Here is a 25,229-nt window from a genome sequence, read left to right as displayed (position 1 = left end):
CGTTAAATTGTGTCATATGTTGTTTCCTTTCTATTTTGGTTCATACACATCATAGATAGTATGGGGGTCTTTCGTTCTGATAGCTTCATATTGAGCCTTTGTACCAACCCAATATTTCAAGGCTTGCCCACCGTTTTGGTTGATGATGTTTTGGCCGGGCGCTCCGTCACGTCCTCTAGCGCCATCAGCGCCTCGTGCACCAGCTGGACCTGTTGCACCGTCACTGACATTATCAAGACGTGTGCTAGCAGCTGCTTTAATGCCGTTGTGCGTTACAACTATGTAGACCTCAAACCAGCCACCAGAGCGCTGAGTAGCATTCCACTGACCAAATTTACCATTTGCATCAGGCGTTTGATTTCTCAAAACACCCCAGCTATTATTGCCAAAACCACGGTAGTAATAATCAAGAGTATAGCCACTGGTTAACCGTGTCCCGTCATAGTAGACGTCCGCGATCAAATTCAACTGACTAGTCGCACCGTTTCGATAGCTTCCTTCGATACGTACATTGGCATTTAAGCTATGCCCATTTTCCCCTTTTAAGCTTTCTCTCTGACTGGAGGTCAGATTGTCAAATGACGGGCGATTTTCCAAGGCGGAAATCCTAGCCTTGATGGGGATATCATTGTACAACTCCCATTTTTGGGCATAAGTAGACAAGTCTTGGTGGGAGGTCAAGTAGCCTTTCTCTTCCAGCTCCGCTTTTGTAACGAGGGTTTCTGGATTGACTCTCGGTCTACTCTCAAGAGAGTCCAGTCTTTCCTGGACTTCCCTATCCTTTAACTCTGAATCTTCTTTGATCGCCTTGACATCCCTACCAATAGCTGTTGCTAGATTTTCAAGGTTACTCATAGCACTCACGCTTTCGCTGCGTTATAGGTTGCGACCAAATCAACATTGGCAATCTGGTCTACACGTCCGCTGACTTCAGTTACTTTGCCAAGAAGTGCGCCGTTTTCGTCTTGCCCCATGCTCGTGATTTTTTCTGCGATTTCTTTCAACGTATCAAGATTTTCAGGCGTTCCCTCACCCAAGATTTCAGCCTTAACCTCGGATTTAGCACGGGTAATTGCTTGGTTCATGTCAGACGTGCTGACTTTCGTTTTCAGCTCTTCGTTTACCTTTTTGTTATCTTCCCCCACTGCCTGCGCGAATGCTGTTAATTTTGTAGTATCCATTTTGTGTTACACCTTTCCTAAATTGTAATAAAAGAGCAGGTCTGGCAATTCATGACCTGCTGGGCTCTCGCCTACAGTTCTACCTGCAAGCTGTTTTTCGACTTCTTTTGCAATATCCAGCTCTTTTAAAGCATGGACTTCTTCCGTAACCAATTCTTTATCTGAGTCTTCAATTTCAATATAAGTATCTCGATCGCTTGGGAAGATATACCCTCCAACCGAGATTTCTACTCGGTACTTTCCGCTCGGTAGAATACTATCTAAATTAAAATTGACAGAATGGCTAGTGACGGGAGCGGTTGTCTTCCACCTGCGTTGTCCCTTTGTTAGAGTAACAACCGCTTCTTGCCCCTCAAATGAGGTCATAACACGGTAATTCTCGTCTAACAATTCAAATCCAAAAGTAGAAGACAAATCCCCTTGCTTAATAAGGTCGCCACCATCAGTTCGAGCCAAATTGGTTGTATTAACTCTACGTTTGTTACAACCCATTCTGAACCTCTTTCTATCTATCATCTATTAAGATATCTGTCGTAATATCCAATTTCTCAAAATCGCAGTATAAACGATCTATGTATCCATTGCCTCCTAGAGTTTTATAGCTTTTGTGCATACTTTCTACTAGTGAGAATTCATCTCTAGAGGTATATCCTCTGTTAATAGCCCGTCGCATATCACGGTCAAGGCGCAACTTCATGGTATTTAGATGCGCCTCATCGTGAATTTTTAATTTTTCTTGCACTTCGTCGATTTTGGAATTGCTATCTTTAGCGGTAGTCTGGACATCTTTAATCTGTTTCTTAACATCGGTTAGTTCCGAAACGATTTTCTCCGTCTCTTCTTTGGCTTTTTTCGGCAATTTGTAGCTAAGCCAAGCGATAATAATCGGTGAAGCCGATGGTAGCACGTTCATGAAGAAATGTTCTATCTGTTGTAAGACGTCCATAGTTACCCCCCGTTATTAGTTAGGTGCAACTGTTGTAGCAGAAGGTTCTGAAACTGCAGGAGTTACGGTAGCTGTTGTAGAAACTGCTGTTGCTGGCGCAACAGTCGTAGGCTCGTTTGATGCTTTCGGTACATTAAACTTCCAAGTTGCTAGTACGCCATTCTGGTAAGGTGTTCCTTCAAGTTGAGCAAGGGTTTCTCCTTGATAAGTAAATGACTGATTGGTTTGAATCAGGATGCGTTTACCTTCTCCATAGACTTCAGCGTGGTTAGGGTCTTCGACCGCAAAGATTGCACCTGGTTCATAAACTTTTCCAACTTCAGCAATAGGGAATAGTTCAACCATTTCTTTATAGGTCGTGCCGTAAGAAACTTTCTCACCCATGATTGAATCTTGAGCCATCACTCGCACTACTTTGTTAATGCGATTTGCAAGTGCTTCAAGATCATTCTGCTTCGCTTCTGTTTGAGTCGCTTTCTGCTCTGTCTGAGCCAGTTTCTGTTCATTCTGCTCCAATTTAGCTTGAGTTTCTTGCAGTTTAGCTTGCGCTTGTACAATAGCGCTTGTAGGGTCTAACTCAGTTCGTAGCACATCTTTAATTGCTTCAATGAGTGTTTCATCCGTGTCGCCCAATCGGTCACCGTCTAATTCACGAGTGAAAAAAGTTAACGGCTTGTCACATTGAATAGAGACTTCCGTCTTGCCAACTCTAAAAAATTTATTTACTAATACAAATTCCATGTTAATTTTCTCCTATCTAATATAAAAAGTGTAATTTTGCGATTTGTTATTTAAAAATACGTTTTTATCTGTTTCTGTTTCAAATTCGATAAAACAATGATCACCTAGTCCATAAAGATATGCACCATCAGATTCATATCGATCGCCGATAAAAGCGAACTTGGCAAAAAATACATTACTGTTATTGTTCTCATCAACAATTTTTACTTTTTTAGTTTTTCCTCTTCCATAGCGAGGGTGATTGATAAATCTTGATGAATTGTTAATATCCATTGATACAGTTGTTGATTTTAAACTTCTAGGACTATTTATACTTCGAGCGGATCCGATTCTTATCCACTTGCTCCAAACAAGTTTGTCACCCACATATCGCTCGACAATATCTTTGCCACCAACATAGATACCTTCTCTTGTAGCCATAGCATCACCTACTCATACACATCATAGATTGTGTTTGAGTCTTTCGTCCTGATTGCTTCATACTGGGATTTAGACCCATACCAATACTTCATTTGCTGATTTCCGTTCTGGTTAATCAGCTTATTTGCAACCACTTCAGACGGTGTACTTGGAATCCCAAGTGCAGATCTGTTTACTCGCAAAACACCCGAATTGTCGACTGTAATCGTTGAGTTGTCAGGTCGGACAACTCCGTTTGAACCAGCTGTTGCTGTTGCGGGAGTTGGACTCACTCCGTTTTTAAAAGTCTGCACAGACACTTTCTTCAACCCACGTCCATCATGAATCATGATATTGTCCGAGTTGTTGACCTGATTAGCCTGTGGCAAATCAGTTACTTTTCGCGTCTGTGTACTAATTACTGCCATGTTATACCTCCATAATATATTTCCAATCAGCGACAATCACACGGCCGTTTTCATCCGCAAGTAAGGTATGTTCTGTACCGTCGTCTGTACGAATTGGTGCAGTGAAGTCATTCTGCAAGAACATGTACTCAATAGCGTTTAGTCTATCTTCATGCTCCTGAAACTCACGCTTTAAAGCCTCTACAGACTCATAACTTGCTTGTCTGACGTTGTCTACGTTACCCAGACCGACTTGGTGCTTCGTAACGCTATGTGGATTGTTGCGATTAGTTGTGTGATTGTTAAAATCTTGCTTACTTGCTTGCTCAACATTCGTGACATTCCCTAGTCCCACTTGTTGTTTAGTGACACCATGTGGATTGTTTCGGTTGTTGATGTGACCAGTTAGGTCAACTTTCTCAGCCTTACTTCTGGTGAACTCGTCAATTTTTTCAGGCAGACCGTCGATGTCTGCAACCTTGTGCCTGTGATTTAAGTCGGCTTTGTTTTCCCATCGTTGCGCATCCTCAGCGCCGATAATATCTCTTGACCTCCAGATTTTAGCCATCTGTTAGCACCTCCAGTCTATATTTGAATCGTGTCGTTGTTTCAATCGGAACGTATACATCAATGACAGACTGTGGTACATTTGAAGCGTCTAACAACTCAATCTTATTGATTTCTCTGATTGAGTCTGGTACCAAGAAATCAATCAAAACAAAACGTTGCTCTCGTTGTTTCTGTATCGTCATAATCTGATTGTCATTCAATCTTGCTTTGTTGATTTTAGCTAGTACGGTTTCTGTAACTGTATTTAGTAACGTTTCTTTAATCATTGAATAAAACCTCCTCTTGTGGCCCTTCGTATTCAAAAGGTGTCACTCCTACAACTGCATAACCTGCTCTAGCGAAATCTACCGAAGTCTTGAATAACCGTTCTTTCAGCTTGACTCGTTCAGTTACTGTCGGGATATGTGTATAGCCCATATTTGCTGGTTTGATTGCATTGACAAAAATGACCGATTCTCTGAAAAGTCCGCTCGTTTCTGCTCCAGACTCAATCAGCAAAACCTGATTAGCGAAATCTACTGAAGCCTTGTACTTTCCTTTGCCAAAAAGGTCGTCTAATTTGCGAATTAAAAACCACCATGAAAATGGTGGCCTCATATTGATCCGCAACAAAACACGCTCTCTTCTCCAGTCTAACGTATCGTCGGCGTGAGCAACAATACCGTAGACTTCTTCAAATTTTGTTAAGGTAGGAACGTCACAATACATAATAAACTGGTTCTTGATGAACTGCTCTAATGAGACAGTCCCGTCTTTAAACAGAGCGTTTTCAACTCGAACCAGTTCTTTCATATCCTTGACGCCCTCGTAGTAATCTGGAACGTATTCAGATAAGTTTACCTCTTTTACCATTAAACTGTCCTCACTGTTCCTTTATACGGCAATTGTTGTAATTGTCCTGTAAAAACAAGTGCTAAATCAGCTTCACGGTTATTCAATTTCATCTTATCAACGTTTGCGATACCTGTAATGGTCAGTAACTTGGCCATTAACTGCGAGCGATAGATTTTCATACTGTAGGTGTTGACATCTGAGTATTGCGCCCAGTTCTTTCTCAAGTCTAAGAAATACTGGTCTAGTGTCTTGTCTACCAGTTCTTTCACTTGATTTAGCTGATATCCTGTCATCAACTCAAGTTTAAACTCAATATCAATTGGGAAGCGTGTCGCAGTCGTAACCGTCACACGATGATTGATAGGAGCAAGTCCAACGCCTTTTCCAGTATATTCTAGTGGATCCAGAACATTTTGCACCTTCTTGATTGTCTCGGTAGATGCCAAGTTTAAGTCGTTGTCTAAAACAACTACTTTAACCGTTCCTGAGCCATTCCAAACTGGATAAACCTGAACTGCGCCAACACCGTCAATTTCACGGACACGCTGAATGTACTCGATGAAGTTACCGCCAAACGGTTTCTCATTGACGTAAATCAAGAAACGCTTCCGCAATTCATCGTCAGTTTCTTCATCTTGGCCAGATGTAACGATTTCCCCTAAGACTGCAGTGGCGAGGTTTCTGTAGTTCTCTAAGGGTAAGATATTACCATAGTAGCGATTTCCGACAACTCCAGTCGTCTCACACTCTACTTCATACTTACCTACTACATCTGTTGCACGAACAACCTTGTAGATGAGTGCAGCATCGTCAATTGTCGCAAAACGAGAACCTAAAGCGATTTGTACGCCTTCTTTTCTCTCGTTTTTAAACTCCGCAAAGCGTACCGCTTTCTTGGACGGATAACGATGTAGACCGAACTCTTCCACCTTGTAGTCTAGGTATTGCCCAATAGCAGTCTGTGGAAATGTATCTAGCAGTAGATTTTTCAACTGCAAATAAAAACCAGCTAACTCATAACAAGCAGGCGCCAATGCGTCATAGATGATAGAACCTTCCCGTGTATCAATATTTTCATTGACACGAGAAAGAGCGTCATTCATCAGATAATCAAACGTGTATTTTTCTAAGAAATCACCTATCATTAATCAGCGTCACCTCCTTTTCAACTTTAAATAAACCAGATATGGTATGGACTTCAAAGACACAAAGCAAACTGTCCTTGGTTTGTTGCTCGATGAAGAAATTTTGGACACTTTTAATTCTTGTATCAACTAACAAGGCTTGAGAAATTGTTCTCTCAAGGTCAGCTTTGACAAAATCATAAGGCTTTCCAATCAAGCGCTCTAATTCTACTCCGTAGTTTGAAGAGTAGATGACCCACTCAAACCGTTCTGTAAGCAAAATCTTTTCAACTGCTTGCCTCATGGCTTCTAAGCCGTCAATATATCCGTGTATTCTGCCATTTTTCACTTGATAAGTGTAGGATGGCAAAACAACTTCTTCAATGTTTCGTATATCTACCATCTTCACTCCATCCTTTGTAAAACGTAGTATAATTGCCCGTTCTGGGCTTTAATCATTAAGACTTTGTCTCCTGCTTCAAGATCACGAAAAACAATCCACCTCTTGTTGTCTCCTTCAGTATCTCCGGTACGTAGTTCTTTAACCATCGGACTTAGAACTAAAAAAGACTCAGGGATTTCAAGTTTATTATTAACCTTGATTGTGAGAGGAGAAACAGATGTGACAGAGCCAAAAACAATATCTGTTCTGTCTGTCCCATCATCTACTCCTTGCGCCAAAAGGCGTGCTAACAACTCTCCTGCCATTATTCCAGCGTCCTCAATTCTAAATCCATTGTATGCACCTTATCCCACTTATGGGTACATTTAGAGATGATGCCAAGACTGTTCTTCTTAATCCCTTCGGACTCTAAATCAGCAAAATCCAGCACAACACTGTTGCCTGCACTGATTCCAAGATGTCCTAAACAAGGAACTTTAAAAGTCTTTTTAGGATGATTCTTAGCTTTCAATAAGAGTTCAGCCTTTTGTTGAATCTGACTCTCATTCATCTTTTCATCCACTTTTTCGTGGTACTGCAACTTGCCCCAAAGAGCAACATTTTTAGAGTCTTTCACGACGTAAACTTCACGCTTTTTACTCTGTTTGTTGTCTTTAGTCAGCTTCACATAGTTGAAACTATCATCGATAGAGCCTTCATAGTCAAAGTCTGTAGCTACGCTATCATCACCAATCACTAAGTCAGTAATCAGCGAATTTAAGGCTATATGCTCGACTGTACCAAAGTTATCCCTGATGATGTACCACATTCCACCATGAATCAATGTTAAGTCCAAGGCGTTCTGGATCATCGCAAAATAAGTTTTCTTATCTTCGATTTTCTCAGGACACGTCCAGTTTCCCTCATCGACAACTTTGTACTCAAGTTCTGAGATTTCGCAAATCTTACTAAAGATTTCATGACTTTTAGAGGCTTCAAACACGATTGTGTCGGTGTTTTTCAGGTACCTCATTCTGTCATAAGCAGTAACCGACCATTTCTTAGCTGATTTCCGCTTTTTCTTGAAAACTTTGCCGTAAAAAATGCCCTTATCATCCACCTTGAAGCGGATAACATCCCCAAAGTTACAAGCAACCTGCGAGTCTATAATCATATCAAACTCAAGTTTTCCCGGCTGAAAATCAATACTGGTTTCCCATTTGACACCTCCGACCAACTCAGTGATATCAAAGACTTTACCGTCATTCACATCTTGAATTAGAAATTCCATCATAGGACTTGCACCGAATCAGCAGTAACCCAACCACGCCAACCGCCATCCAGCATGGTAACGTGATAAGGATGCGACCCTTTCATATTGATATAATTGACAAATCTAGTTGCGTTTGACTCAGTTTGACCCGGGCCTTCTCCATAACTATCTCTATGAAGTTGCCCATTAACAAGCACCTTTGCACCGATAGTCACTTCTTTCTTAGTCGAAGGGGCTTGCTCTTTCTGAGGTTGACTAGCTTTCTTCTCCTCTGATACCTTCTTTTCGATTTTTACAAACCGAGCCTTGGCCATCTTGTACTCTTTGAAAGTGATGTCGTAGTAAACATCCTCATGAATACCAGCTTTTCTTTGTTGCTCAAAACTCTCAACTGTCGCAAGCATATTGATACCCACGCCAGAGATAATCAAGCGACAAGGTTCTTTCCCGTCCATGATTTTCTTTAAGAGTCGGACATAGGTTTCAGGCGTTCCTGATTTATTCAGGACATAAGAGCGGAAAGTGTCTCTAGGGAAGAATGAAGTGAAAGTAACCTCAGAGAGTTTAGGAAAACTCATCTGGGTTATTTCTCCTAGCGCAATACTAGTCGTTGACTCGTTATTGGCGCTATTCTTCGTTTTTAGCTCTTCTGGATTGACAGGAAGTTGTGTGACTTGACCTTTGTACTCTACGAAAATACCAATCGCCATTTCTTTCTACCTCCTACGCAATTCCTAGGTCGCTATCGACCAAACCGACAATCTTTTCTTCAATTCTGTCAACCAAATCGTCGATATCCTGTTCAGTAGCACTATTTTTAGACTCATATTTAACACTAACTTGAGGTGTTAAAACTTGGTAATCAATGATGTACTTACGTTCTGCAACATCACGCATCATCTTGATATCTTCGTCTTTCAGCTTGACTTCATCTTCAATCTTACCGACGTTACCAATGTTCTTGCCTTTGCCTAGCTTGTCACCAAGACCACCAGCACCACCAGAAGGAGCACCTGCTCCTGCTGGTGTTTGGTTCATTTGGTCAAATTTAGAAGCAAGTTCGTCTTGACCTTTCATCTTATCAGCGAAGCCTTGCATGGCATCACCAACACCTTGACCAAAAGCCTTAGTACCACTAAAAGCATTACCAGCAGTTGAGAAAGGATTTTTCATCCCATCCCACAAACCGCCTGGAGTCATCATATTAGCACGCATGCCGTCAAAAGATTCATAATCATCAGGAGCCTCTCCTGGATTAAACATCTCTCCCATCGCACGAATACCATTGGCAAAACTACCGTCATTAGACATGTAGCCCATTTCGCCAACTTTTCCTAGATTCACTCCTGGTATTTTATTTAAAGCGTCAATGATCCAGTTGATAGCTTTAATAGCCATATTGGCACCGGCTATAAAAGCATTACCGATAGATTGCGCTACATTGACTACCCCATCAACAAACGAAGCAAAATAATCTAATACAGTTCGAATAAGATTATAAAATAACTTTCTGATGGAATAAATCGGGTGCTTAAAGACATTTCTCAAAAACTCTGCAATTGCTACACCAATGTTGTAAATGGCTATGAAGAAATTTACAATCGGTGCAATCATATACATGACAAGATTAATAACGAACATAATAATGTCATAAACAATCGTTCCGACAAAGACAAAGGCTGCAACGATAGCAGCTGCAACGTCTAAGAATGAAATCCCCATAGCGTTTAGAGCTGTACCGATTAATAGCGCGATTCCAATTACACCTATCAGTATCAGCATCAGCCAAGCCCAAGGTGCTCCTGCCATCAAACCCGCTACAAACATTGCAACACCTGCTATAAGAGCAACTGCCGCAAGAAGTGTTAATGCAGTCATGACTATATTGATGTTCTCAGTAACCCAGTTCCAACCTGCAACAAAGAGATTAAAAAGCCATAAAGCTATCTGGCCAATCGCAAACATAGCGGTCTCTAAACCTGCCATGAAGTTTTGTCCAGCGGTACTGTTTATGAACTCTTGCCATGCTTGAATTAAAGGCTGAAATGCGTATGAAGCAACGTTACCAACCTGTGTCATCATGTCGGCAAAGGTCATCGGCATTTTCGCAAATTCAGCGTTTGTTTCAACTGCTGAACCAAGCAAGGCACTCTTAAGGATATCTCCAGTTAGTTGGCCATCTTTAGCCATTCCCCTCAGTTGACCAACGCTGACACCAAGATGTCTAGCTAGTTTTTGGGCAACAAGCGGAGCGTTCTCCATCATAGAGTTGAACTCATCACCACGAAGAACTCCTGAAGCAAGCGCCTGTGTGATTTGAAGTGTCCCTGCTTTTTGTTGCTCTAAACTAGCACCACCGATTTTATACAGCTTGTTCAACTGTTCAGCGAATGCAATAGCTTCATCATTGCTTTTAAAGGCTTCTCCAGCTTGTGAGCGTAGTTTAGCCACTGAGTCTGCCATGATACCGAAGCCCGTCCTTGAGCGTTGTGCCGCTGCCATGATACTATCTTGAAGTTCTTGGCCTGTCTTAGAGCCGTCTTCTATTGTCTTAAGCCTTGCCATGGTCTGAATATAATCATCGCCTGACTTAATCAGACCACTCATTAAATTAGCCATTTGCCTCAAGGCTTGAATAGCAACCATGAAATTCAAAGCGCGAGAAATAGAAGTCATTCGACCAAGCATGGATGTAGCAACACCTAAACCACCAACAAGAGGCCCAGCCGAAGGAAGTTTAGGAGCGATAGGTGTCGCCATTTTAGGCGCTACAGGACTAGTAGCTTTAGGAGCAACAGGTTTAGGAGTGACAGGGCTAGAAACTTTGGGTGCAGTTAAATTCTTAGGCATATCTGCTTTAACTTTAATCGTTGCAGTCTGTGTCATTTTCTTAACACGTCTGTCCAAATCGCCAAATTTTCCGATGGTTCGATCGATTGTGTTATTAATATTGTTCAAAGGATTAGAAAATTTATCTTTAAGCGCTAGTGTTTGCATTAATGTAGTCATCTTCTACCGTCTCCTCCTTCCTCTGCTTTTTCTTTCCATCTCTTTGTGTTCCTTTTCTTCTGCCTCTACTCGGATATCGATAAAGGCAAAAATCAAGGCTTTCTCACGTTTAGATAAGCTATCCAAAAAGGACGGAGTCCAGTTGAATTGATGCAAACAGTAGTAAGCATAACTCAACTCTGCGTCCCCGTCCTCTAGTCGTTTTTTGCTTCTTCAACAAGATCATTTATGTCTTCATCAAAGCCGTTAAGCGACTGGATTTCTTGCATTAGGGTAGCATATTCCCCAATCTTCAACATAGCTTTCAAAGTTGCTGCTTCATCCCCAACAGTACGATAAGACTCTTGTAGTTGAGCATCTTTCAAGTCTGGCGTAACAACGCAGGCAGACATCAAAGAGTCAATGTACTTATCGTTGTTGAACTCAGGAATAGCCACACCTTGACGGTTTTTCTTCTTTATTGTCGCACGTTTCTTCAATGTATCGTTTAGACTTTCGTCAATACTTCGAATGACAAAAGGAGATTTGAAACGCTTAAGGTGTACTTCCTTAGTTTCTTCCTGCTGAACGTTTTCTAGTAAAAAGTCTGAAATTGCCATTTATTTATCCTCTTTCTAACCTAATTTAGGCGCATTAAATTTTTCCAAGATATCCACATCTTCAAAAGTAAAGTTGACTTCTTCTTCCAAGAAATCTTCCTCAACTTTTAGTTGACCCATCACAACTTCATCAAGGTTACATTCACGCAAGATAGTTGTTTGGCGACCGATTGAACTTGTCGCATCGTCATTGGTCACTTGGATATCAAAGAATGTATCCCGACCATTCTTCATGTAGTCCAACATCATTTCCTTGAATGTTGAAGTGACACCATAGATGGTCATCTTACCTTCTCCCTTGAAACCAGTCGCTTTTACATGCGTACCACGTTTGTTAAGGGTGCGGACTTCTTCTTTGTTTTTCTTAACTGTCGCTTCAAGTTCCTTGATATAGAACATGAACTCATTTCTTCCGTCGATGTGAATAAAAGCGGTACCTTCCTGACCGCTGATTACGTCACGACCTTTTAAAAAAGCCATACTGTCTCCTTTCCTACTCTACTGTAACTGTCATGTACAGTTTTTCCATGCTGTCCACTGGTTTCACTTTAACGTTAACCACTACAGACTCTTTCAACTCACCTCGTAGTACTTCAATGTCTTCCACTTTGAAGTCTTCAATAGCACCACGAGCCTCAAGGTCTTTGAAGTAACGAATACGATTCGCTTTAAACGCTTGACGTCCATCTTCGTTGTTGCTTACTTTACCAAGGAAATACTCAGAGAAAGCATAACGAGTATCGTTCACGATATCGTCCAAAGTACGAAGAATACGGTTTTTTTGGAAGTCTTGATTATTTTCTGACGTGATAGTTACAAGTGAGTTGATATCCTTTTCAACAACAGCTCTGTCACGTTTGTTTGTGAACACAAAATGTCCTTTTTGAAGAGCAGCAATCGTCTCTGTATGGCTCAAACGACCCACAACATCAACAGAATCTTCATACTTCTCATAAGTCAATGATTTCTCGACACCAGCATTTGCGCTTGCAGCTGCAACCCAAACAGTCGCTTTAGTCTTATCGATAACTGTCTTATCAGACAAGATAACACCGTTTTTAACGTTGATGACTGCTTCACTGTCAGCGTCAGAGTCTGCAACAACCAATTGAGCGCCAAGTCCTTCATCTTCACGCATACGTTTGATGAAGTTGATAGCTGCCTTCTTGATAGAAGCGTCTTCTACTGGCAAGGCCATATAGTTAAATTCAACTGTTTCAAGCGCCTTGAAGTATTCTGAGTAGTCTTGAGTTGAGACTGCACCGTCAGTACCGCCAGTCAATTTAGCACCAGCCACTGCTTGCAGTTCGCCAGTTCCTGAAAATTCAACTAGATCATTGTTTTTCAAATCAGCCAAGACTTTTACAGTTTGTGAGTCCATCACTACCGTATCAAGGAATGTGACAACATCAAATGAACTTGGGTCGTCTACGTTTGTTTTGACTGTTACTGTGATGTCATTCCCACGGACACCACTATATTTAGCTTGAGCCGTTACGTTGTCCGAAAGGCTTACGTTTGACTTTTCGCCTGTATTCAAACGATAAAGCAAGACTTCACTCACACGCTTGAATGCTTCATTTAGCAACAAGAGTTGTGGGCTTTCTTGCTCATACCCTAGCTTTTTAAATAGGTCTTCGCCACGTCGGATTTTCATCAATTTCTTTGACTCACCGAAGCTGAGTGCTAGCGGCACTGTTACGACACCATCACCGCCAAGGCGTGTCATTGCAATGTCTTTTGATTTGACGTTGATGTAAGCACCTGGTCTTACTTTATTTTGGCGTTTCCAAATTCCACCTGCCATTAGTTAATCTTCCTTCCTAGTTCGTATTCTAGTTTTGCTCTTGCTTCTTCCAAACTATAAGACTCTTCTGGATCTAAAATAGCCCCCAAAATGTCTTTTTCTCCGTTGGTAAAAGCGCTACTTTCCAAAATGTCCGCAGTAGGGAACACAATTCCATCTACATTATCCATCTTTTACCTCTTCTTTCACTTTCAATTCACGTTGTTTGATATCTTCCTCTTCTAACTTCAAGCGTGTGCTTGCGTTAAAAATACAATGCAGAACGTTGTCAACCACTTCATACTGACGGTCAAATAAATGAATCGTCGGCAAGTGTAAGAGTTTATAACTCAATTCTTCCTGCATTGCTAAACACTCGCTACGCTTTTTCTTAGGAGGAAAATAAGACAAATCCACTTTAGAACGTACTTTCACATATTTATTGGCTTCTGGAGTGTACTTCGTATCAACAACATGGATAAAAAAACAAGGCTCTTTAAAACCTTGCTCCACTTCATCCAGATAAATCCTGATGTCAGGATATAACCCCTTGATGTGACTAACTAACTCCTCGACTAACCGAAAGCCTTTATTTGCCATTTCCTAACACTACCTTTCTCATAAAGCCATCATACTTATCACGGACACGATTTTCCATATCGCTTTTAGTATCTTCAACCGTTTTATGAAGGAAAAATTGCCCTGGAACAAAGCCACCATTGACTGTCTTATGCCCGTACTCAACGTGTGGGGCATAGTAGACCTTGTTATAAACTTTCTGCTTATAAGTCCGTCCAGATACTTCAATACGGCTTTTGGACCAGCTTTTTTGCAAGGTTCCGCCTTGTTTGCCATGAGCACTTGCCCAAAATTTGACGTGTTTGCCATCTTTGGTTGTGAACTCCACCCAATGATCCGTATAAACACCGACAGGCGTTCTCTCTTTTACTTTGGATTTTAGTTCTGTACCTTCGTAATTCAAGGTCTGTCTCATAAATCGGTCTACTTTCGCATGATTCGCATTCCTGTTGAAGTTGTTAGCGAACTTAGCGAAACTACGATAATCAAAACTGCCACTCATGATTTGCCCTCTAGCTTTATAGCAATTTCTTGATGTGACCAATACTGACCAATAGGCACATTAGAACGTGTAAACACTTTAACGTGCCCATTTCTATCAGTCACCTCAATCTTGCAACCTGCAGGGATATCATAGACAACTGAGCAAAAGAGCTTCATATCATAGCCATTTGCTTGATAGTCGCTCCCGTTCGTTGAACTATTACTCATTTGCGAAATCCTGCAAGGAATGTCCTCTAATAGCACGCTTTCTGACATACTGGTCAAACCGTCTATCTCTTGCTCTTCATAACCTTTTACCGTCATTTTACAGTCATACAAGCAATCAAAGACTGTCTTAGCATACTCGGTCATAGTAGTTTCCTGAAACGATTCAACTGACGCTTATAGCGGTCAAGTGATGACGGCACTTGTTTCATTCGTTGAATCATTTCATAAGGACTAACCTTCTCGATTGTCGTATCACCCATTTTGATACTCTTGACCGAAAAGTCATCTGCGTCTGCTTTTTCAGCAAGCACGCTTTGCTCCTTGACCTTGTCCAGTAAGTCGTTGGTCATGTCTATCCATACGTTCTCTAAACGTCCAGGCACACTGTCTTGGTGAATATAATTCAAAATCTCGTTTTCTGCTTGGGTCAAAGCGTAGTGAAGAACTTCCATATCTTTGAAATAATTATCCTGACGCATTTTCCGAACGCATGAGATCAAGTACATTGTGTTGTCTTGTTTCAATTCTTGAATCATATTCTGTTACCCAATCTATTTGCCAATTTTGTGTTTCAGAGCGATAATACCGATGTTCTTAGGCTCGTAAACACGTTGCCAGTTCTTGAATTTAGCCAAGTCAGCGTTTGATGGAGTGATGTTTCCAGCGTCCACTTCTGCGCCAGTCCATTTCACGCCGTAAGGGTGCATAACAAGGGCGCGACGAGTGTAAATCATGTCGTTACCTTTAGCAGCTTCACGAGAAGTTTCAAATGTAGTCAATCCTGATGGATTTCCTGTGTTAAGACCGATTGAACCTGTGCGGAAAAGATATGAAGTATATACATCTCCTGTCGGTTTAATGCCATCATCGATAATGACACGGTAACCAAGGTAGGTTGGAATGTTGATAGTCGCAGTTGTTGGCTGGATGTATTGAATCAAGTTATCTTTTTGTAGTTTTGTATAAACCGCTGAGTGCATAGCAATCGCAGTAACTTGATCAGCAGAATCTCCAAGCAATTGTTTGGCGTCAAGTACCATAGCTGCATCGATACCAGTAGATGCTTTGGATTGGTCTGATACGTGAGTTTCTTCAAGCGCACCTTTCTCACCACCTGTTCCAGTAGCAAAAATACCATTCAAGGTAGCAATCAAGGCTTTTTGGTCTTCACGCAACCAGTAAGCACCGATACGGTTCAAGATAGCACGGACTGGGTCAGAACCAGCTACGATACCAGTCAATTCGTTGGCAGCCCAACCACGTCCACGATAAAGAACGCAGGCAATGTCTGCTCCAGCAGTGATTTTTCCAGTTTCTAGGGCTTTGTCGCCATTGCCAAGAACTTCAGAATCACCAGTAAGGTCATTCCAGAAAGGCATGTTGACCAACAGACCACCAGATGTAATGTTTTTAGAGACACGCTCATCTGATACTGCGATACCACTTTGTACAAAAGCAGATTTAGCAGCAGTGTACTGTTGCATGTAGGCATTGTACTGTTGAGGTGTAATCGTGTCTAGAATTTTTGTAATTTCATTAGCCATTAGTTATTTTCTCCTTGTTGTTCTAAAAATTGAGTTAGGTTAAAGTTAGGATTGCTCATAGCATTTTCCCAATTCCCTAAATTAGCACCTTGCCCATCGCCTTGATTTGGCGTGTATTGGGCCTGTTTCTCCCCGTTAAAGAGATATGGACTCTTAGCACGCTGAGCCTCGATTTGCTCAGTTAAGCCAATCAATTTGCCATCTTTTACAGAGATTTCGTCTTTGTTTAAGATTTTCTCAAAAATTTCTGCGTCTCGAACGCCAGCTTTTGTTAATTCAGCATCGATTAAGCGAGATTTATTCTCGTCTGCTAGTTTCATCTCAAGCGCTTCTGTATCTTGTTTGTACTTAGCTTGTAAGTCCTCTAGCTTTTGCTGAATGTCTTCAACATCTGCGCCTTTTTTCTTCAAATCATTCAAGTCTTTGTCACGTTGTGTCAGCTGTCCACGCACGCTCTCCAATTCGCTATCTTTACTTGCCACATCATCCTTTAACTTTTGGATATCCGCACCATGCAAAGCGAAGACTTGAGAAATTTGGTCTTCAGTTAAGCCGATGTTTGCTAGTTGTTCTTTTTTCATTTTGAAAATCCTTTCCTCTACGCTAGGCTTTTTAGGTGTTCTCCATCACCAGTCGCTCCGCTTTTGTTAGGACTACGGACTTGTCCAATAGTTGAACCTTTTAAAGCCATGTTCAGGGCATAAGAAAACCGCCTCGTTTTCGATGCGGTTAGATTATTTTTTAATTTCTTTGATTACTTGTTTTACAAATGCTATGATAAACAGAATTAAAAACAGAAATACCAACCACCCAAAAGCGATTGATACCCAATCCCATATAAACATGTATTTACTCCTTTCTAAGCATCATTTTTGAGGCTTAGCATTCTTTTCCACCCATTCTTTGAAAGCATCAAAAGTATTCATGTTTTTAAGAGACAAATACTTTTCAACTTCTTCAATGGCTTTATCGACCGATTTGTCGTCAAAACAATAGCCATTACCCGATAAATCAAAAATTTTATTTTGTTTTTTCTTATCAACAATCCACAAATGTTTTCCAGTCCAAGCGCTCTGTGGATCATAACATTTATTCGATTGTATCTCAAGTCCGTTATCTTCAATCAATTCTATCAATTTTTTATACTTGTTCATTAAAATTTCCTTTCTGGGCACGAAAAAAGCACTTAGATTTCTCTAGGTGCTTTTTTATCTAATCGGTAAACCTTTTGCGTAAGCTTCTTTAGCCTCCGCAAGTGTCATTTTATTAGGACCGCCATCAATATTAAATGCTCCCGTATTTTGCCAATGACAAACATCACAAATATCATAAGTTTCTACTAAATTTCCACATACGGGGCAATGCACATGTTCCCATCCGTCAATCATTATTATATTCTTTTTTATAGTCGTCATGGTAATATTCCTCTCCATCATCTGGCTTAAACATAGTTGTTATTCTCGCTTTTCCTGAGGCATTTCTTTTCCCAATCGCAATTGTCCCCGTTTCTCGATTAAATCGAACTCTTCTTTCTCCAGTATCATAACCTATAATATTTTTAGAGACAACAGAAGATAATAAATTTCTAGCCAATTGTTGATATTCTTCAGGGCTTTCCGCTCCGAACTCTTTCCCATGACTTTCGAAATGTCCATTTAAAGATTTCTCAGTAGGAAACTTGGACTTTGCCCATCTGATGCGGTCTTTTAGATCCTTATATCCCTCAGCATCATTATACTTCAAATCATAGAAGCCTGCAAATGTTTTGGGCATATTTTGAGAGCCTAAAACCTTCCTGTAAGCTATGAACTGCTCCTTGGTTCTGCGGACTCTGTCCTTTTCCAATCTTTCAGCTTGTAGCTTGTCTTTGATGGCAGTCTGACCATACTTATCAAGCTGCTGCTTTCGCCAATCCTTGAAGGTCTGACCACTATCTACCTCGTAGCCTTTTCCTGTTTCAATATCTCTTGCATAGCGTTTCCCACCTTTTTCTAAGGCAGGAACCGTCGTACATCGACAGTGAGGGTGCATGGTCGGGTAATTTACACCTTTCTCTGCATCCTTAACAAGAAATACCTTACCATCCAACTCGCCACAAATAGGGCATGTGTGAACTTCTAAGGTCGCTAGATACCTGTACTTCTTAACATTATCGTCTTGGTATTCATCTAACGTTGCCTGAGCCTGAATACCGTTCGTTTCCGTCTGCAAAACAGTAACCGCACGATTACGAGCACGTTCGAACTCAATTGCTAGAAGCTTACTGGACTGGTCTATCGGATAGCCTCGGTTTAAATCATTGGTTACAAGCGACTCTACTCTACTAACCAGTTCATCCATATTGCTGCCCCAAACACGCTCAGAGAACCGCTTACCTTTGAAGTTTTCCTTGATTGCCTTTTGAAGATACTCTTCTTCTAGACGCTCAGGCTTGAAATTCGGTTCTCTTTTGGTCTGCTTATGGTAGTTGTAAGCACGATTTAAGTAGGTTTCTTGGTAGGTTTGCTTGAGATGTGTTTCTATTCGCTTGTTGATTTTACCAGTCATTTCAGCGATATCCATCTCAACACCAGCAAACAAGGCATCTGCATTTGTTTTGACCTTTATTGACCTTGACCACTCTGTTAAATCAGGATGTTTCTTAACAAAACCTGCGATCTCTTGCTTGGTTTTTAATTGGTCAGCCTTAGTCAGGGATAACAGATAAAATGGCAATGTGTCACTACGATTTTTAGATACCCTCTCAAACGCCTCTAAACGCCCCGTAATGCGTTTTAGTGTTCGGTGGTATAAATTATCGATGTAGTCTATTATCTCGCTGAGGTCGTCAATCTGAGCCAGCTCATATAGCAATCTGTCTTTCTCTTCTCGGTTAAGGTCGTCAAGGGATTCGATAAAGGCTATTTTCTCTTCTTTATTCAGCTTCCGACTCATGCTCTAACTCTTCCATATCGTAGGCTTTTTCAGGGCGTTCCTCTTGTTCAGCTTTCTGCAAGCGTAGTTCATCCTGCCAATCTTCTACAATTGGATTCGATTTAGCTACATTCTCTCTTGATGTGATAGTTGCAAGAGTAGAAACTACTTGAGCCATTTCTGTGTCGTTATTGATTGAGTTCCGTGTCCATGTTTGCTTGATTTTGAGTTTATCGGATAACCCTAGATGTTTCAAGATCATCTTAACAAGCGTGGCATATCCACTCCTGAACTGAGTTTCCATGTTTCCAGCTTTTAACTCTAAAAGAGAGTAAAGGAACTTCAAAGCAACACCAGAACTGTTCCCCAGCTTATCTGTTTCAGGGTTAACCCCTTGGCCACTAATAAAGATTTGTTTCTTAGTTCGCTCTAAAATCAGATTTCTTGCTTCGGTTGGAATGTCAATCGCAATGGTTGTAACTCCTGACTGGTCTCCCATACCGTCGTTATCCATCTTAATCATCTTGTAGCGTTTCAAATCTTCTAGAAACTCTTGCTTGTCCTGCCCACCGTAGTTTGTAAGGACAAAGATAACCTCTTGGACATCGTCTGTATCATTGACGAACCCACTAAAGACCTTGTCATAAACATCAACCAGGTCTTTGATTGGTTTCAAGTCATTAGTTTCTATTTCGTTATTTCTAAACGGAATAAAAGGAACAAGACCAAAATCATGTTTAAAACTATTATCACTAGACTGGTCTCCATTCATGGTATCAACCAAAAAGATTGCTTGGAATGACTCTAATTCTTCCAGTGGCTTTTCTTTTTCATGACGATAGAAAGAGCACTCTTTGTCATTCCAATATTCGTAAACAGTGTAATTCTTACCATCTGTTTCATCAATACTAGAGTAAACTCGCAGTACCCCAATCAACTTCTTATCCAAAGACTTTGAGTAGATTGGTATTACTTCTTTTGAGTCCACGCAAGCATATCTAAATGAGTTATCATCAGCATCTTTCCAAACATGAAGCCAAGCGATGCCAGCGTTCCCTGCATTCACACAAAGTTGCTTGCTGATACGTTCATAATCGTCTCCTAGGACGTCTACAATCTTATCGTTGACGCTTTTATCGTCCACATCGAATGTAGGCGGATAGGTCAACGCATAAGCCTTTTTCTGGTCAAGCAATAACTGGTGCCAGTTGTGACTAATACGGTTGTCAGCATTACGAAACGCATTATCTTCTGCTTTCGCTTCATTCTCAGCACCTTTCTTATCGGCAGGCTTACGCTTCCGTTTAATATCATTCTCGTTACGATAGTATTTCTCGGCTTCACTTGCTTGCGTGACAAACTTTCCGTGCTTAACCATCTGCGACGAGATTATTTTTTTAATTACTTCTATTTCCAAACAGTCATACCTCCTGACTTGAATAATACTGTATAGCAGAAATAACGCAGGGCGTCCATTGCGTGGTCGAACTGTTTGATGGGCTTGTCCTCGCCATTCGCAGAGGCTTTCTCGTCCCAGACATAAGCGTGGAACTCTTTCAGCGTATTCACACAACTCTCATGTACTGCTATTTTCTCTTGGCCTAGCATAGACCCAACAAAACGAATACCTTCAAGGACATTATTTCTAGCTTTTTTGATTCTATATCCTCGCTTCTTCAATTCAGCAATGAATGAAGCAGCAGACGGGTCAATAATGATTCGTTCGATGTTCGTATCTCCTAGCCAAGCAGTTAGATCATCAGCGTACTCAGCATTAGTTTTCTGCACGTTCTCGTCACGACCTGAGTAATAATATTCCCTTGTTAAGTAATACTTGCCGTTGATATCTTTTTCCCACAAAAGAAAAACGGTCGCATTCTGCGTACCGTAGTCAACCGAAACATATTTGCCCAGCTTGCTCATTTCTGGCAAGGTTGATACAACATGCTTATCCTTACTGAACATATCGTAGACAATACCTTCTGCAACCGTCCAAAGACCTTGGATATACCGCTGATAGAAAACACCTTGATATTGACTTCTGTAACGCTTCTTGATGTTCTCTGAAAGAGAAAGGTTGTCGTCCATATCAAAATGCAGATAAAGCATATTCTTTGTTTCTGTTTTGTCTATCCAATTGACTTTAAACCAATGATAAGGCCCGTCTGGGTTGCAGTTGAACCACCACTTCGATCCTGTCACAGAACACCGTCCTGTACCTTGGTTAACAAACGACTCAGGCATAAGCGCTACTTCATCGAAAAAGATACCTGCCAGCGTTAAACCTTGAATAAGATCCTGTGAGCTCTCGTCCTTACCACCAAAGATATAAAAATCATTCGACACGTCGCCTTTTGTGATTTCTATCAAGTTATCCGTCCGATGATAGACATAGCTAAAACCTCTTGACTGTATCATAACCAACAACAGTTTCAAAACGTTACGATTAAAAGAGCCAATTGTCTTACCACACATCGCAAAGTTCTGATGGTTGAATGATGTCATCGCCCAGATGACAAACGCTAGACTCATAGAGACAGTCTTACCCGAACGGATAGCACCATCAGCAATGACACCTTCCGATTCATGGACCGGAGAGTTCCAAAGCCACCAACTTAGCACCTTATTCTGCTTTCTGCTAAAAGGTTGGAATTCGAATGTACTGGTCTTTATTTTTCTTCTCGCCACGTTTCTTCGACTATCCCTTCTAATGCTTTGATAAAACCATCGTCATGAACGTTCTCAGGTTCATTGTCAGGTAGTTTAGATTTCAGAATCTCAATTCTCAATCTCTGCTCCTCTGTAGCAAGGCTTGAGCGAGTCAATTCATCATATGTTTTAATCATATTTCTAAGTTCTGACTGTATTCTTGCAATTGCAGCTAATGCCTTACCTTGTTTATCCCAAGCAGTGTGAACTTCATAGCTTTCTCCGCCTTTGGCTGTGCTCGCAATAAGCATAGTGGTAGTATCCTCAACATCCTTAACGTACAGAATGCGCTGGGCATGCAAAAGATTAGCATAGGTTAGCTGAATGTTCTCCCAAAGAATATCAATTGGTTGCTTATCTGCCAGTTGCTCGTATATCTCATGCACTCCTTGCGGTAGATACTTAGCAAACAGGCCGTGTTTAAGGGCATTTTGCGAGCCTTTAGGCGCTCCATGACCAACTGCGTTCTTATTCCCTTTGGGTGCACCTCTTGGATTTTTGGGTGCACCCTTTTTTATACGAGTCCAATTGTGCCTACGTTGCCATGATTTGACTGTGTTGATTGAGACATCATGTTTAGTAGCAATGTCTTTGTACTTCATTCCTGCCTCATAGTCTTTGCGTGCTAGTTCGCTTTTTTCCATTCCCTCCTCCCTGATTTGTTTATTTTGTAAATCAAAAAAAGCCACACGATGTGTGACCTTTTCAAGACCTCTCACTGCGAATTAAAATCGCAATTGGAACGACAGGATTCGAACCTGTGACGTCTCAATTCCCTAAACAGGACTTAATCCGTCTACCATATATCCATTAGCCAGCACGAGACTACTGCTTTAAGCGAGTGACTTTTGATAACTTATTGTTTATTATCTTGTCCACAAATATTCCTACTTGTATCACTCATGCACGATTGGTTAGACCAATCACTCCTTACATCACAAACTACTAAGCCATTTTTCAATTAACGAAGACCCCGCTAAAAGTCTAAGCTGCTTTACTCTTTGACTTTACTCTTATCCTTGCGAGACTTGAGCAGGCAATCTAATTGCCGAAGTACACTTTCGTTTGTGACGGGCGATGACTTTTGCTTTTTTTGAGTTTTTTCTATCTTGAATAGCTTTTAAAATATAAAAATCATCTTTTCATCTATCACAGACACGCATCGTCATGTGTTTCATTCTCTTTTGAAGAACAAAATGCACAGCGCCTGCTTGTTATCGATTGTTTTGCGGACAATCGACTCACCTTACATACTTTTGGGAGGCACCCAATTTTTGTAAGATATGGTATTAAGCTCTTGTTGCACCTCGAACCAAATACCTCTTTCCTCTTATAGACTCGTTTCACAGCCAAACTGCCACGTTTGCATTTCCTCAGCACCTTGCCGTTGGAATCTCTCTGCTTTAACTTCGCCTACCTATTCCAAAACTGAAATAGTTAAGATTAAATTGCTTAGATTGACCATTACTGGCAGGATGTTTGATAGATTTAAAAACATCCTTTTCCTGAGTTACCACAGATTATCTAGGCTAAGCCCTAAAAATGCAAAGCGACTACTACCTTGCATGTTAATTAGTAATCAATTTGAAAGTTTTCCTTTTTTTATTTTTTGTAGTCTTTACAACCTCTGAGGGAATCAAACCCTCTAGCTTATAACTTATCCGGAATATAATTAGCTACGCAACCATGCAAGGTTCAGTCGCTACTGCAACCATTTTTAAGTTAATGAGTGATATATGAATGCTAAGCCTACTGCCTACCCCATTCTGAGACACAAACACTCAAACGGCGATGCCCGGAATCGAACCGAAGGAAACATAGAAGAGAAACCACTTACCTGTCACCGCCAAAACGAGGCCGAAACCTCGGAAAAATATAATAAATATAAAGGAGACGTCAATGAACGAAATAGAGGGAGGGATCTGAGACCTCTCTTTTCAATTCTTGACACTACCATTCTAACAGATTTTAGACTTCATGCCTGTACAGTTACTATCATTTACTATCAATTCCGAAAGAATAATATTAAGCTCCTTTAATGCCTGTTTCTTTAAACGGTAGTAAGTAGGGGAACTCATGCCCCCCATGCTGTTACAGATGTCATCAACGTACATCTTATTGATGTAGGTTTTTCTCAAAATAGTTCTATGTTTTGGATTTTTAAGCCTATTGATCATTCTACCTAATTCAAGTTTTCTGTTAATAACCTCTTTAGTATCCTGCTCTATAGCCTCTTTCATCACTACCAGCTGAGTATAGACATCATCAACTTTTCTAGTCTGTCCACCTTGGACTTTGACACCTGACCACTTAGGACTTGAGAGCAAACCTGCCTCAAGCTCATTGATTTCATCTATACGGCTTTGGATGTCCATGTCAAGGTCTTGTAATTCTTTCAATAGCTCTTTAGCCTTGTTCACTCTCTATCTCCTTTTGTGGTATAATAGTCTTTGCGAGAACTATTAGCTGAGGCAGAGAGTGCCTTGGCTTTTTTATTTTATTCTTTATTCGTGATCACACTACCTGCACCGTTAACAGTGACCCAGCCATGCTTCTCTCTGGCTTCTGCTTCTTTCATCCGGATAAGATTATCTGTGATTGAGTCTGACTTAGCTTTGTTGGCCTTGGCTTCGCCTTCTGCTTTGATGATACCTGCATCTGCTTCTGCTTGAGCTTGAACTTTTTTAGTATCAGCTTCAACTTTAGCCTTTTCCTGTTCTTGTTTAGCTGTATCGATTTCTTTTTGTTTGACCGATTCATTTTTGATTGCTGCTTCAATTTCATCTCCAGCGTCTTGATCTGTAATTGTAAAAGAAACAAACTCTAGATCATAAGACTCAAATTTTTCCTTGAGAGCCTTGTCAATCATTTCGTAAACTTCTGTACGCTTATTACCGAGAATATCGTAAATGTCATAATTTCCTGTTACAGATTCAATAGCACGCTGAACAGCAGGAGATACTACACTATTATTCACATTTTCTAAGTCTGTGTAATTAGAGAAGACTGTCATAGCCTTTTCTTTATTGACTCGATATTTCACATCGATATTAGTATTTAACCATTGACCGTCTTTTGTCTGAGTCGTGATTTTCTCCATTGTTTTTGTTTGAACAGACGTAGATAAGGTGTAGACTTTGTCAATAAATGGCATTTTTAGATGATATCCTGTTTGCAGGGTATTTTCTTGAACACCTCCAATTGCGCTAACCTTAACCCCAACTGTATTAGCCGGGATACGCTTCACGGCTGTGAGGCGAAAAATACCAAGTGAAGCAACAGCTGCAACTGTAATGATACCGCCTTTAGCAAGTTTTGTAAGTGTTGTTTTTCCTGTTTCGTGATTATATTGTGTAAACATTGTTTTTACTCCTTTTTTAAATTATTTTCCCATCAAAAACTAGTGTTATTGTACCTGTACCATCTTTGTGTTTAGATACTAAAGCACGACAATCTGAGCCTAATTCAATACCCTCAACTGTGATACTGCGCTTTATCCTGTCAACATTGATGATTGTTCCC

34 protein-coding genes are annotated in these 25,229 nt (G+C 40.8%); all 34 read right to left on the bottom strand.

Features of this window, described 5'->3' with window-relative positions:
• Nucleotides 1–30: 30 nt before the first annotated feature.
• The 34 genes from HT679_RS10800 to HT679_RS10635 all read right to left on the bottom strand — a co-directional run bounded on the left by HT679_RS10800 (nucleotide 31) and on the right by HT679_RS10635 (nucleotide 25,068).
• The gene (locus HT679_RS10800; RefSeq protein ID WP_173214580.1) at nucleotides 31–855 is read right to left on the bottom strand and encodes a collagen-like protein; all 825 of its coding nucleotides are present in this window, start codon (nucleotides 853–855) and stop codon (nucleotides 31–33) included.
• A 5-nt stretch (nucleotides 856–860) separates the two neighbouring features.
• A complete protein-coding gene (locus HT679_RS10795) occupies nucleotides 861–1,181 on the bottom strand; it encodes a hypothetical protein (protein ID WP_173214578.1) in 321 nt (106 codons plus the stop codon).
• Nucleotides 1,182–1,187: 6 nt separating this feature from the next.
• Nucleotides 1,188–1,673 carry a hypothetical protein gene (locus HT679_RS10790; RefSeq protein ID WP_173214576.1) on the bottom strand — a complete coding sequence of 162 codons (486 nt, stop codon included), beginning with the start codon at nucleotides 1,671–1,673 and terminating at the stop codon, nucleotides 1,188–1,190.
• 13 nt (nucleotides 1,674–1,686) lie between these two features.
• A complete protein-coding gene (locus HT679_RS10785) occupies nucleotides 1,687–2,094 on the bottom strand; it encodes a hypothetical protein (protein ID WP_142761066.1) in 408 nt (135 codons plus the stop codon).
• 48 nt (nucleotides 2,095–2,142) lie between these two features.
• The gene (locus HT679_RS10780; protein WP_173214574.1) at nucleotides 2,143–2,868 is read right to left on the bottom strand and encodes a hypothetical protein; all 726 of its coding nucleotides are present in this window, start codon (nucleotides 2,866–2,868) and stop codon (nucleotides 2,143–2,145) included.
• A gap of 12 nt (nucleotides 2,869–2,880) precedes the next feature.
• Nucleotides 2,881–3,288, bottom strand: a complete 408-nt coding sequence (locus HT679_RS10775; protein ID WP_173214572.1) for a hypothetical protein — start codon at nucleotides 3,286–3,288, stop codon at nucleotides 2,881–2,883.
• A gap of 8 nt (nucleotides 3,289–3,296) precedes the next feature.
• Nucleotides 3,297–3,695 (bottom strand): hypothetical protein, encoded by a 399-nt coding sequence (locus tag HT679_RS10770; protein WP_173214570.1) that lies wholly within the window; start codon nucleotides 3,693–3,695, stop codon nucleotides 3,297–3,299.
• 1 nt (nucleotide 3,696) lies between these two features.
• A complete protein-coding gene (locus tag HT679_RS10765) occupies nucleotides 3,697–4,242 on the bottom strand; it encodes a hypothetical protein (protein WP_173214568.1) in 546 nt (181 codons plus the stop codon).
• A complete protein-coding gene (locus tag HT679_RS10760) occupies nucleotides 4,235–4,510 on the bottom strand; it encodes a hypothetical protein (RefSeq protein ID WP_173214566.1) in 276 nt (91 codons plus the stop codon). Before HT679_RS10760 ends, HT679_RS10765 begins: the two co-directional genes overlap by 8 nt.
• Nucleotides 4,503–5,096, bottom strand: a complete 594-nt coding sequence (locus tag HT679_RS10755; protein WP_112445267.1) for a putative phage tail protein — start codon at nucleotides 5,094–5,096, stop codon at nucleotides 4,503–4,505. The genes HT679_RS10760 and HT679_RS10755 overlap by 8 nt, the downstream gene beginning before the upstream one ends.
• A complete protein-coding gene (locus HT679_RS10750; protein ID WP_173214564.1) occupies nucleotides 5,096–6,223 on the bottom strand; it encodes a baseplate J/gp47 family protein in 1,128 nt (375 codons plus the stop codon). Before HT679_RS10750 ends, HT679_RS10755 begins: the two co-directional genes overlap by 1 nt.
• The gene (locus tag HT679_RS10745) at nucleotides 6,213–6,605 is read right to left on the bottom strand and encodes a DUF2634 domain-containing protein (protein ID WP_023948079.1); all 393 of its coding nucleotides are present in this window, start codon (nucleotides 6,603–6,605) and stop codon (nucleotides 6,213–6,215) included. The genes HT679_RS10750 and HT679_RS10745 overlap by 11 nt, the downstream gene beginning before the upstream one ends.
• Before the next feature lie 2 nt (nucleotides 6,606–6,607).
• Nucleotides 6,608–6,898 carry a DUF2577 domain-containing protein gene (locus tag HT679_RS10740; protein WP_173214562.1) on the bottom strand — a complete coding sequence of 97 codons (291 nt, stop codon included), beginning with the start codon at nucleotides 6,896–6,898 and terminating at the stop codon, nucleotides 6,608–6,610.
• Between the two features lie 11 nt (nucleotides 6,899–6,909).
• Nucleotides 6,910–7,878, bottom strand: coding sequence for a hypothetical protein (locus HT679_RS10735; RefSeq protein ID WP_173214560.1), 969 nt, complete (start codon nucleotides 7,876–7,878; stop codon nucleotides 6,910–6,912).
• A complete protein-coding gene (locus tag HT679_RS10730; protein WP_173214558.1) occupies nucleotides 7,875–8,567 on the bottom strand; it encodes a phage baseplate protein in 693 nt (230 codons plus the stop codon). The genes HT679_RS10735 and HT679_RS10730 overlap by 4 nt, the downstream gene beginning before the upstream one ends.
• Nucleotides 8,568–8,580: 13 nt before the next feature.
• Nucleotides 8,581–10,866, bottom strand: a complete 2,286-nt coding sequence (locus tag HT679_RS10725) for a tape measure protein (RefSeq protein ID WP_173214556.1) — start codon at nucleotides 10,864–10,866, stop codon at nucleotides 8,581–8,583.
• Between the two features lie 194 nt (nucleotides 10,867–11,060).
• A complete protein-coding gene (locus tag HT679_RS10720; protein ID WP_023948071.1) occupies nucleotides 11,061–11,465 on the bottom strand; it encodes a phage portal protein in 405 nt (134 codons plus the stop codon).
• Between the two features lie 15 nt (nucleotides 11,466–11,480).
• Nucleotides 11,481–11,945: a phage tail tube protein gene (locus tag HT679_RS10715; RefSeq protein ID WP_173214554.1), complete on the bottom strand. Its 465-nt coding sequence runs from the start codon at nucleotides 11,943–11,945 to the stop codon at nucleotides 11,481–11,483.
• A 13-nt stretch (nucleotides 11,946–11,958) separates the two neighbouring features.
• Nucleotides 11,959–13,272, bottom strand: coding sequence for a phage tail sheath family protein (locus HT679_RS10710; protein ID WP_173214552.1), 1,314 nt, complete (start codon nucleotides 13,270–13,272; stop codon nucleotides 11,959–11,961).
• Nucleotides 13,272–13,442 carry a hypothetical protein gene (locus HT679_RS10705; RefSeq protein ID WP_023948067.1) on the bottom strand — a complete coding sequence of 57 codons (171 nt, stop codon included), beginning with the start codon at nucleotides 13,440–13,442 and terminating at the stop codon, nucleotides 13,272–13,274. The genes HT679_RS10710 and HT679_RS10705 overlap by 1 nt, the downstream gene beginning before the upstream one ends.
• On the bottom strand, nucleotides 13,435–13,851 hold the full coding sequence (locus tag HT679_RS10700) for a DUF6838 family protein (protein ID WP_015973663.1): 417 nt from the start codon (nucleotides 13,849–13,851) through the stop codon (nucleotides 13,435–13,437). The genes HT679_RS10705 and HT679_RS10700 overlap by 8 nt, the downstream gene beginning before the upstream one ends.
• The gene (locus HT679_RS10695) at nucleotides 13,841–14,332 is read right to left on the bottom strand and encodes an HK97 gp10 family phage protein (RefSeq protein ID WP_173214550.1); all 492 of its coding nucleotides are present in this window, start codon (nucleotides 14,330–14,332) and stop codon (nucleotides 13,841–13,843) included. The genes HT679_RS10700 and HT679_RS10695 overlap by 11 nt, the downstream gene beginning before the upstream one ends.
• A complete protein-coding gene (locus tag HT679_RS10690) occupies nucleotides 14,329–14,685 on the bottom strand; it encodes a hypothetical protein (protein WP_023948061.1) in 357 nt (118 codons plus the stop codon). Before HT679_RS10690 ends, HT679_RS10695 begins: the two co-directional genes overlap by 4 nt.
• Entirely contained in the window at nucleotides 14,682–15,077 is a 396-nt protein-coding gene (locus HT679_RS10685; protein WP_023948059.1) for a hypothetical protein, read from the bottom strand. Before HT679_RS10685 ends, HT679_RS10690 begins: the two co-directional genes overlap by 4 nt.
• A gap of 15 nt (nucleotides 15,078–15,092) precedes the next feature.
• The gene (locus HT679_RS10680) at nucleotides 15,093–16,085 is read right to left on the bottom strand and encodes a major capsid protein (RefSeq protein WP_173214548.1); all 993 of its coding nucleotides are present in this window, start codon (nucleotides 16,083–16,085) and stop codon (nucleotides 15,093–15,095) included.
• On the bottom strand, nucleotides 16,085–16,666 hold the full coding sequence (locus HT679_RS10675; protein WP_173214546.1) for a phage scaffolding protein: 582 nt from the start codon (nucleotides 16,664–16,666) through the stop codon (nucleotides 16,085–16,087). The genes HT679_RS10680 and HT679_RS10675 overlap by 1 nt, the downstream gene beginning before the upstream one ends.
• A 285-nt stretch (nucleotides 16,667–16,951) precedes the next feature.
• On the bottom strand, nucleotides 16,952–17,239 hold the full coding sequence (locus HT679_RS10670; RefSeq protein ID WP_173214543.1) for a hypothetical protein: 288 nt from the start codon (nucleotides 17,237–17,239) through the stop codon (nucleotides 16,952–16,954).
• A 54-nt stretch (nucleotides 17,240–17,293) separates the two neighbouring features.
• Nucleotides 17,294–17,473 carry a CPCC family cysteine-rich protein gene (locus tag HT679_RS10665; RefSeq protein ID WP_223335869.1) on the bottom strand — a complete coding sequence of 60 codons (180 nt, stop codon included), beginning with the start codon at nucleotides 17,471–17,473 and terminating at the stop codon, nucleotides 17,294–17,296.
• Entirely contained in the window at nucleotides 17,466–19,019 is a 1,554-nt protein-coding gene (locus HT679_RS10660) for a minor capsid protein (RefSeq protein WP_173214541.1), read from the bottom strand. The genes HT679_RS10665 and HT679_RS10660 overlap by 8 nt, the downstream gene beginning before the upstream one ends.
• Nucleotides 19,000–20,415 carry a phage portal protein gene (locus tag HT679_RS10655; RefSeq protein WP_173214539.1) on the bottom strand — a complete coding sequence of 472 codons (1,416 nt, stop codon included), beginning with the start codon at nucleotides 20,413–20,415 and terminating at the stop codon, nucleotides 19,000–19,002. Before HT679_RS10655 ends, HT679_RS10660 begins: the two co-directional genes overlap by 20 nt.
• A complete protein-coding gene (locus HT679_RS10650) occupies nucleotides 20,406–21,620 on the bottom strand; it encodes a PBSX family phage terminase large subunit (protein WP_345890113.1) in 1,215 nt (404 codons plus the stop codon). Before HT679_RS10650 ends, HT679_RS10655 begins: the two co-directional genes overlap by 10 nt.
• A gap of 47 nt (nucleotides 21,621–21,667) precedes the next feature.
• Nucleotides 21,668–22,351 carry a phage terminase small subunit gene (gene terS, locus HT679_RS10645; RefSeq protein WP_173214535.1) on the bottom strand — a complete coding sequence of 228 codons (684 nt, stop codon included), beginning with the start codon at nucleotides 22,349–22,351 and terminating at the stop codon, nucleotides 21,668–21,670.
• 1,314 nt (nucleotides 22,352–23,665) lie between these two features.
• Nucleotides 23,666–24,127 carry a DUF1492 domain-containing protein gene (locus HT679_RS10640; RefSeq protein ID WP_173214533.1) on the bottom strand — a complete coding sequence of 154 codons (462 nt, stop codon included), beginning with the start codon at nucleotides 24,125–24,127 and terminating at the stop codon, nucleotides 23,666–23,668.
• Between the two features lie 77 nt (nucleotides 24,128–24,204).
• Nucleotides 24,205–25,068 (bottom strand): prohibitin family protein, encoded by an 864-nt coding sequence (locus HT679_RS10635; protein ID WP_173214531.1) that lies wholly within the window; start codon nucleotides 25,066–25,068, stop codon nucleotides 24,205–24,207.
• Between the last annotated feature and the right edge of the window lie 161 nt (nucleotides 25,069–25,229).

Source organism: Streptococcus sp. 4886, from assembly GCF_013276485.1.
Lineage (GTDB): Bacteria > Bacillota > Bacilli > Lactobacillales > Streptococcaceae > Streptococcus.
Note: the sequence above shows the minus strand (reverse complement) of the source record. Positions and strands in the feature narration are given on the sequence as shown.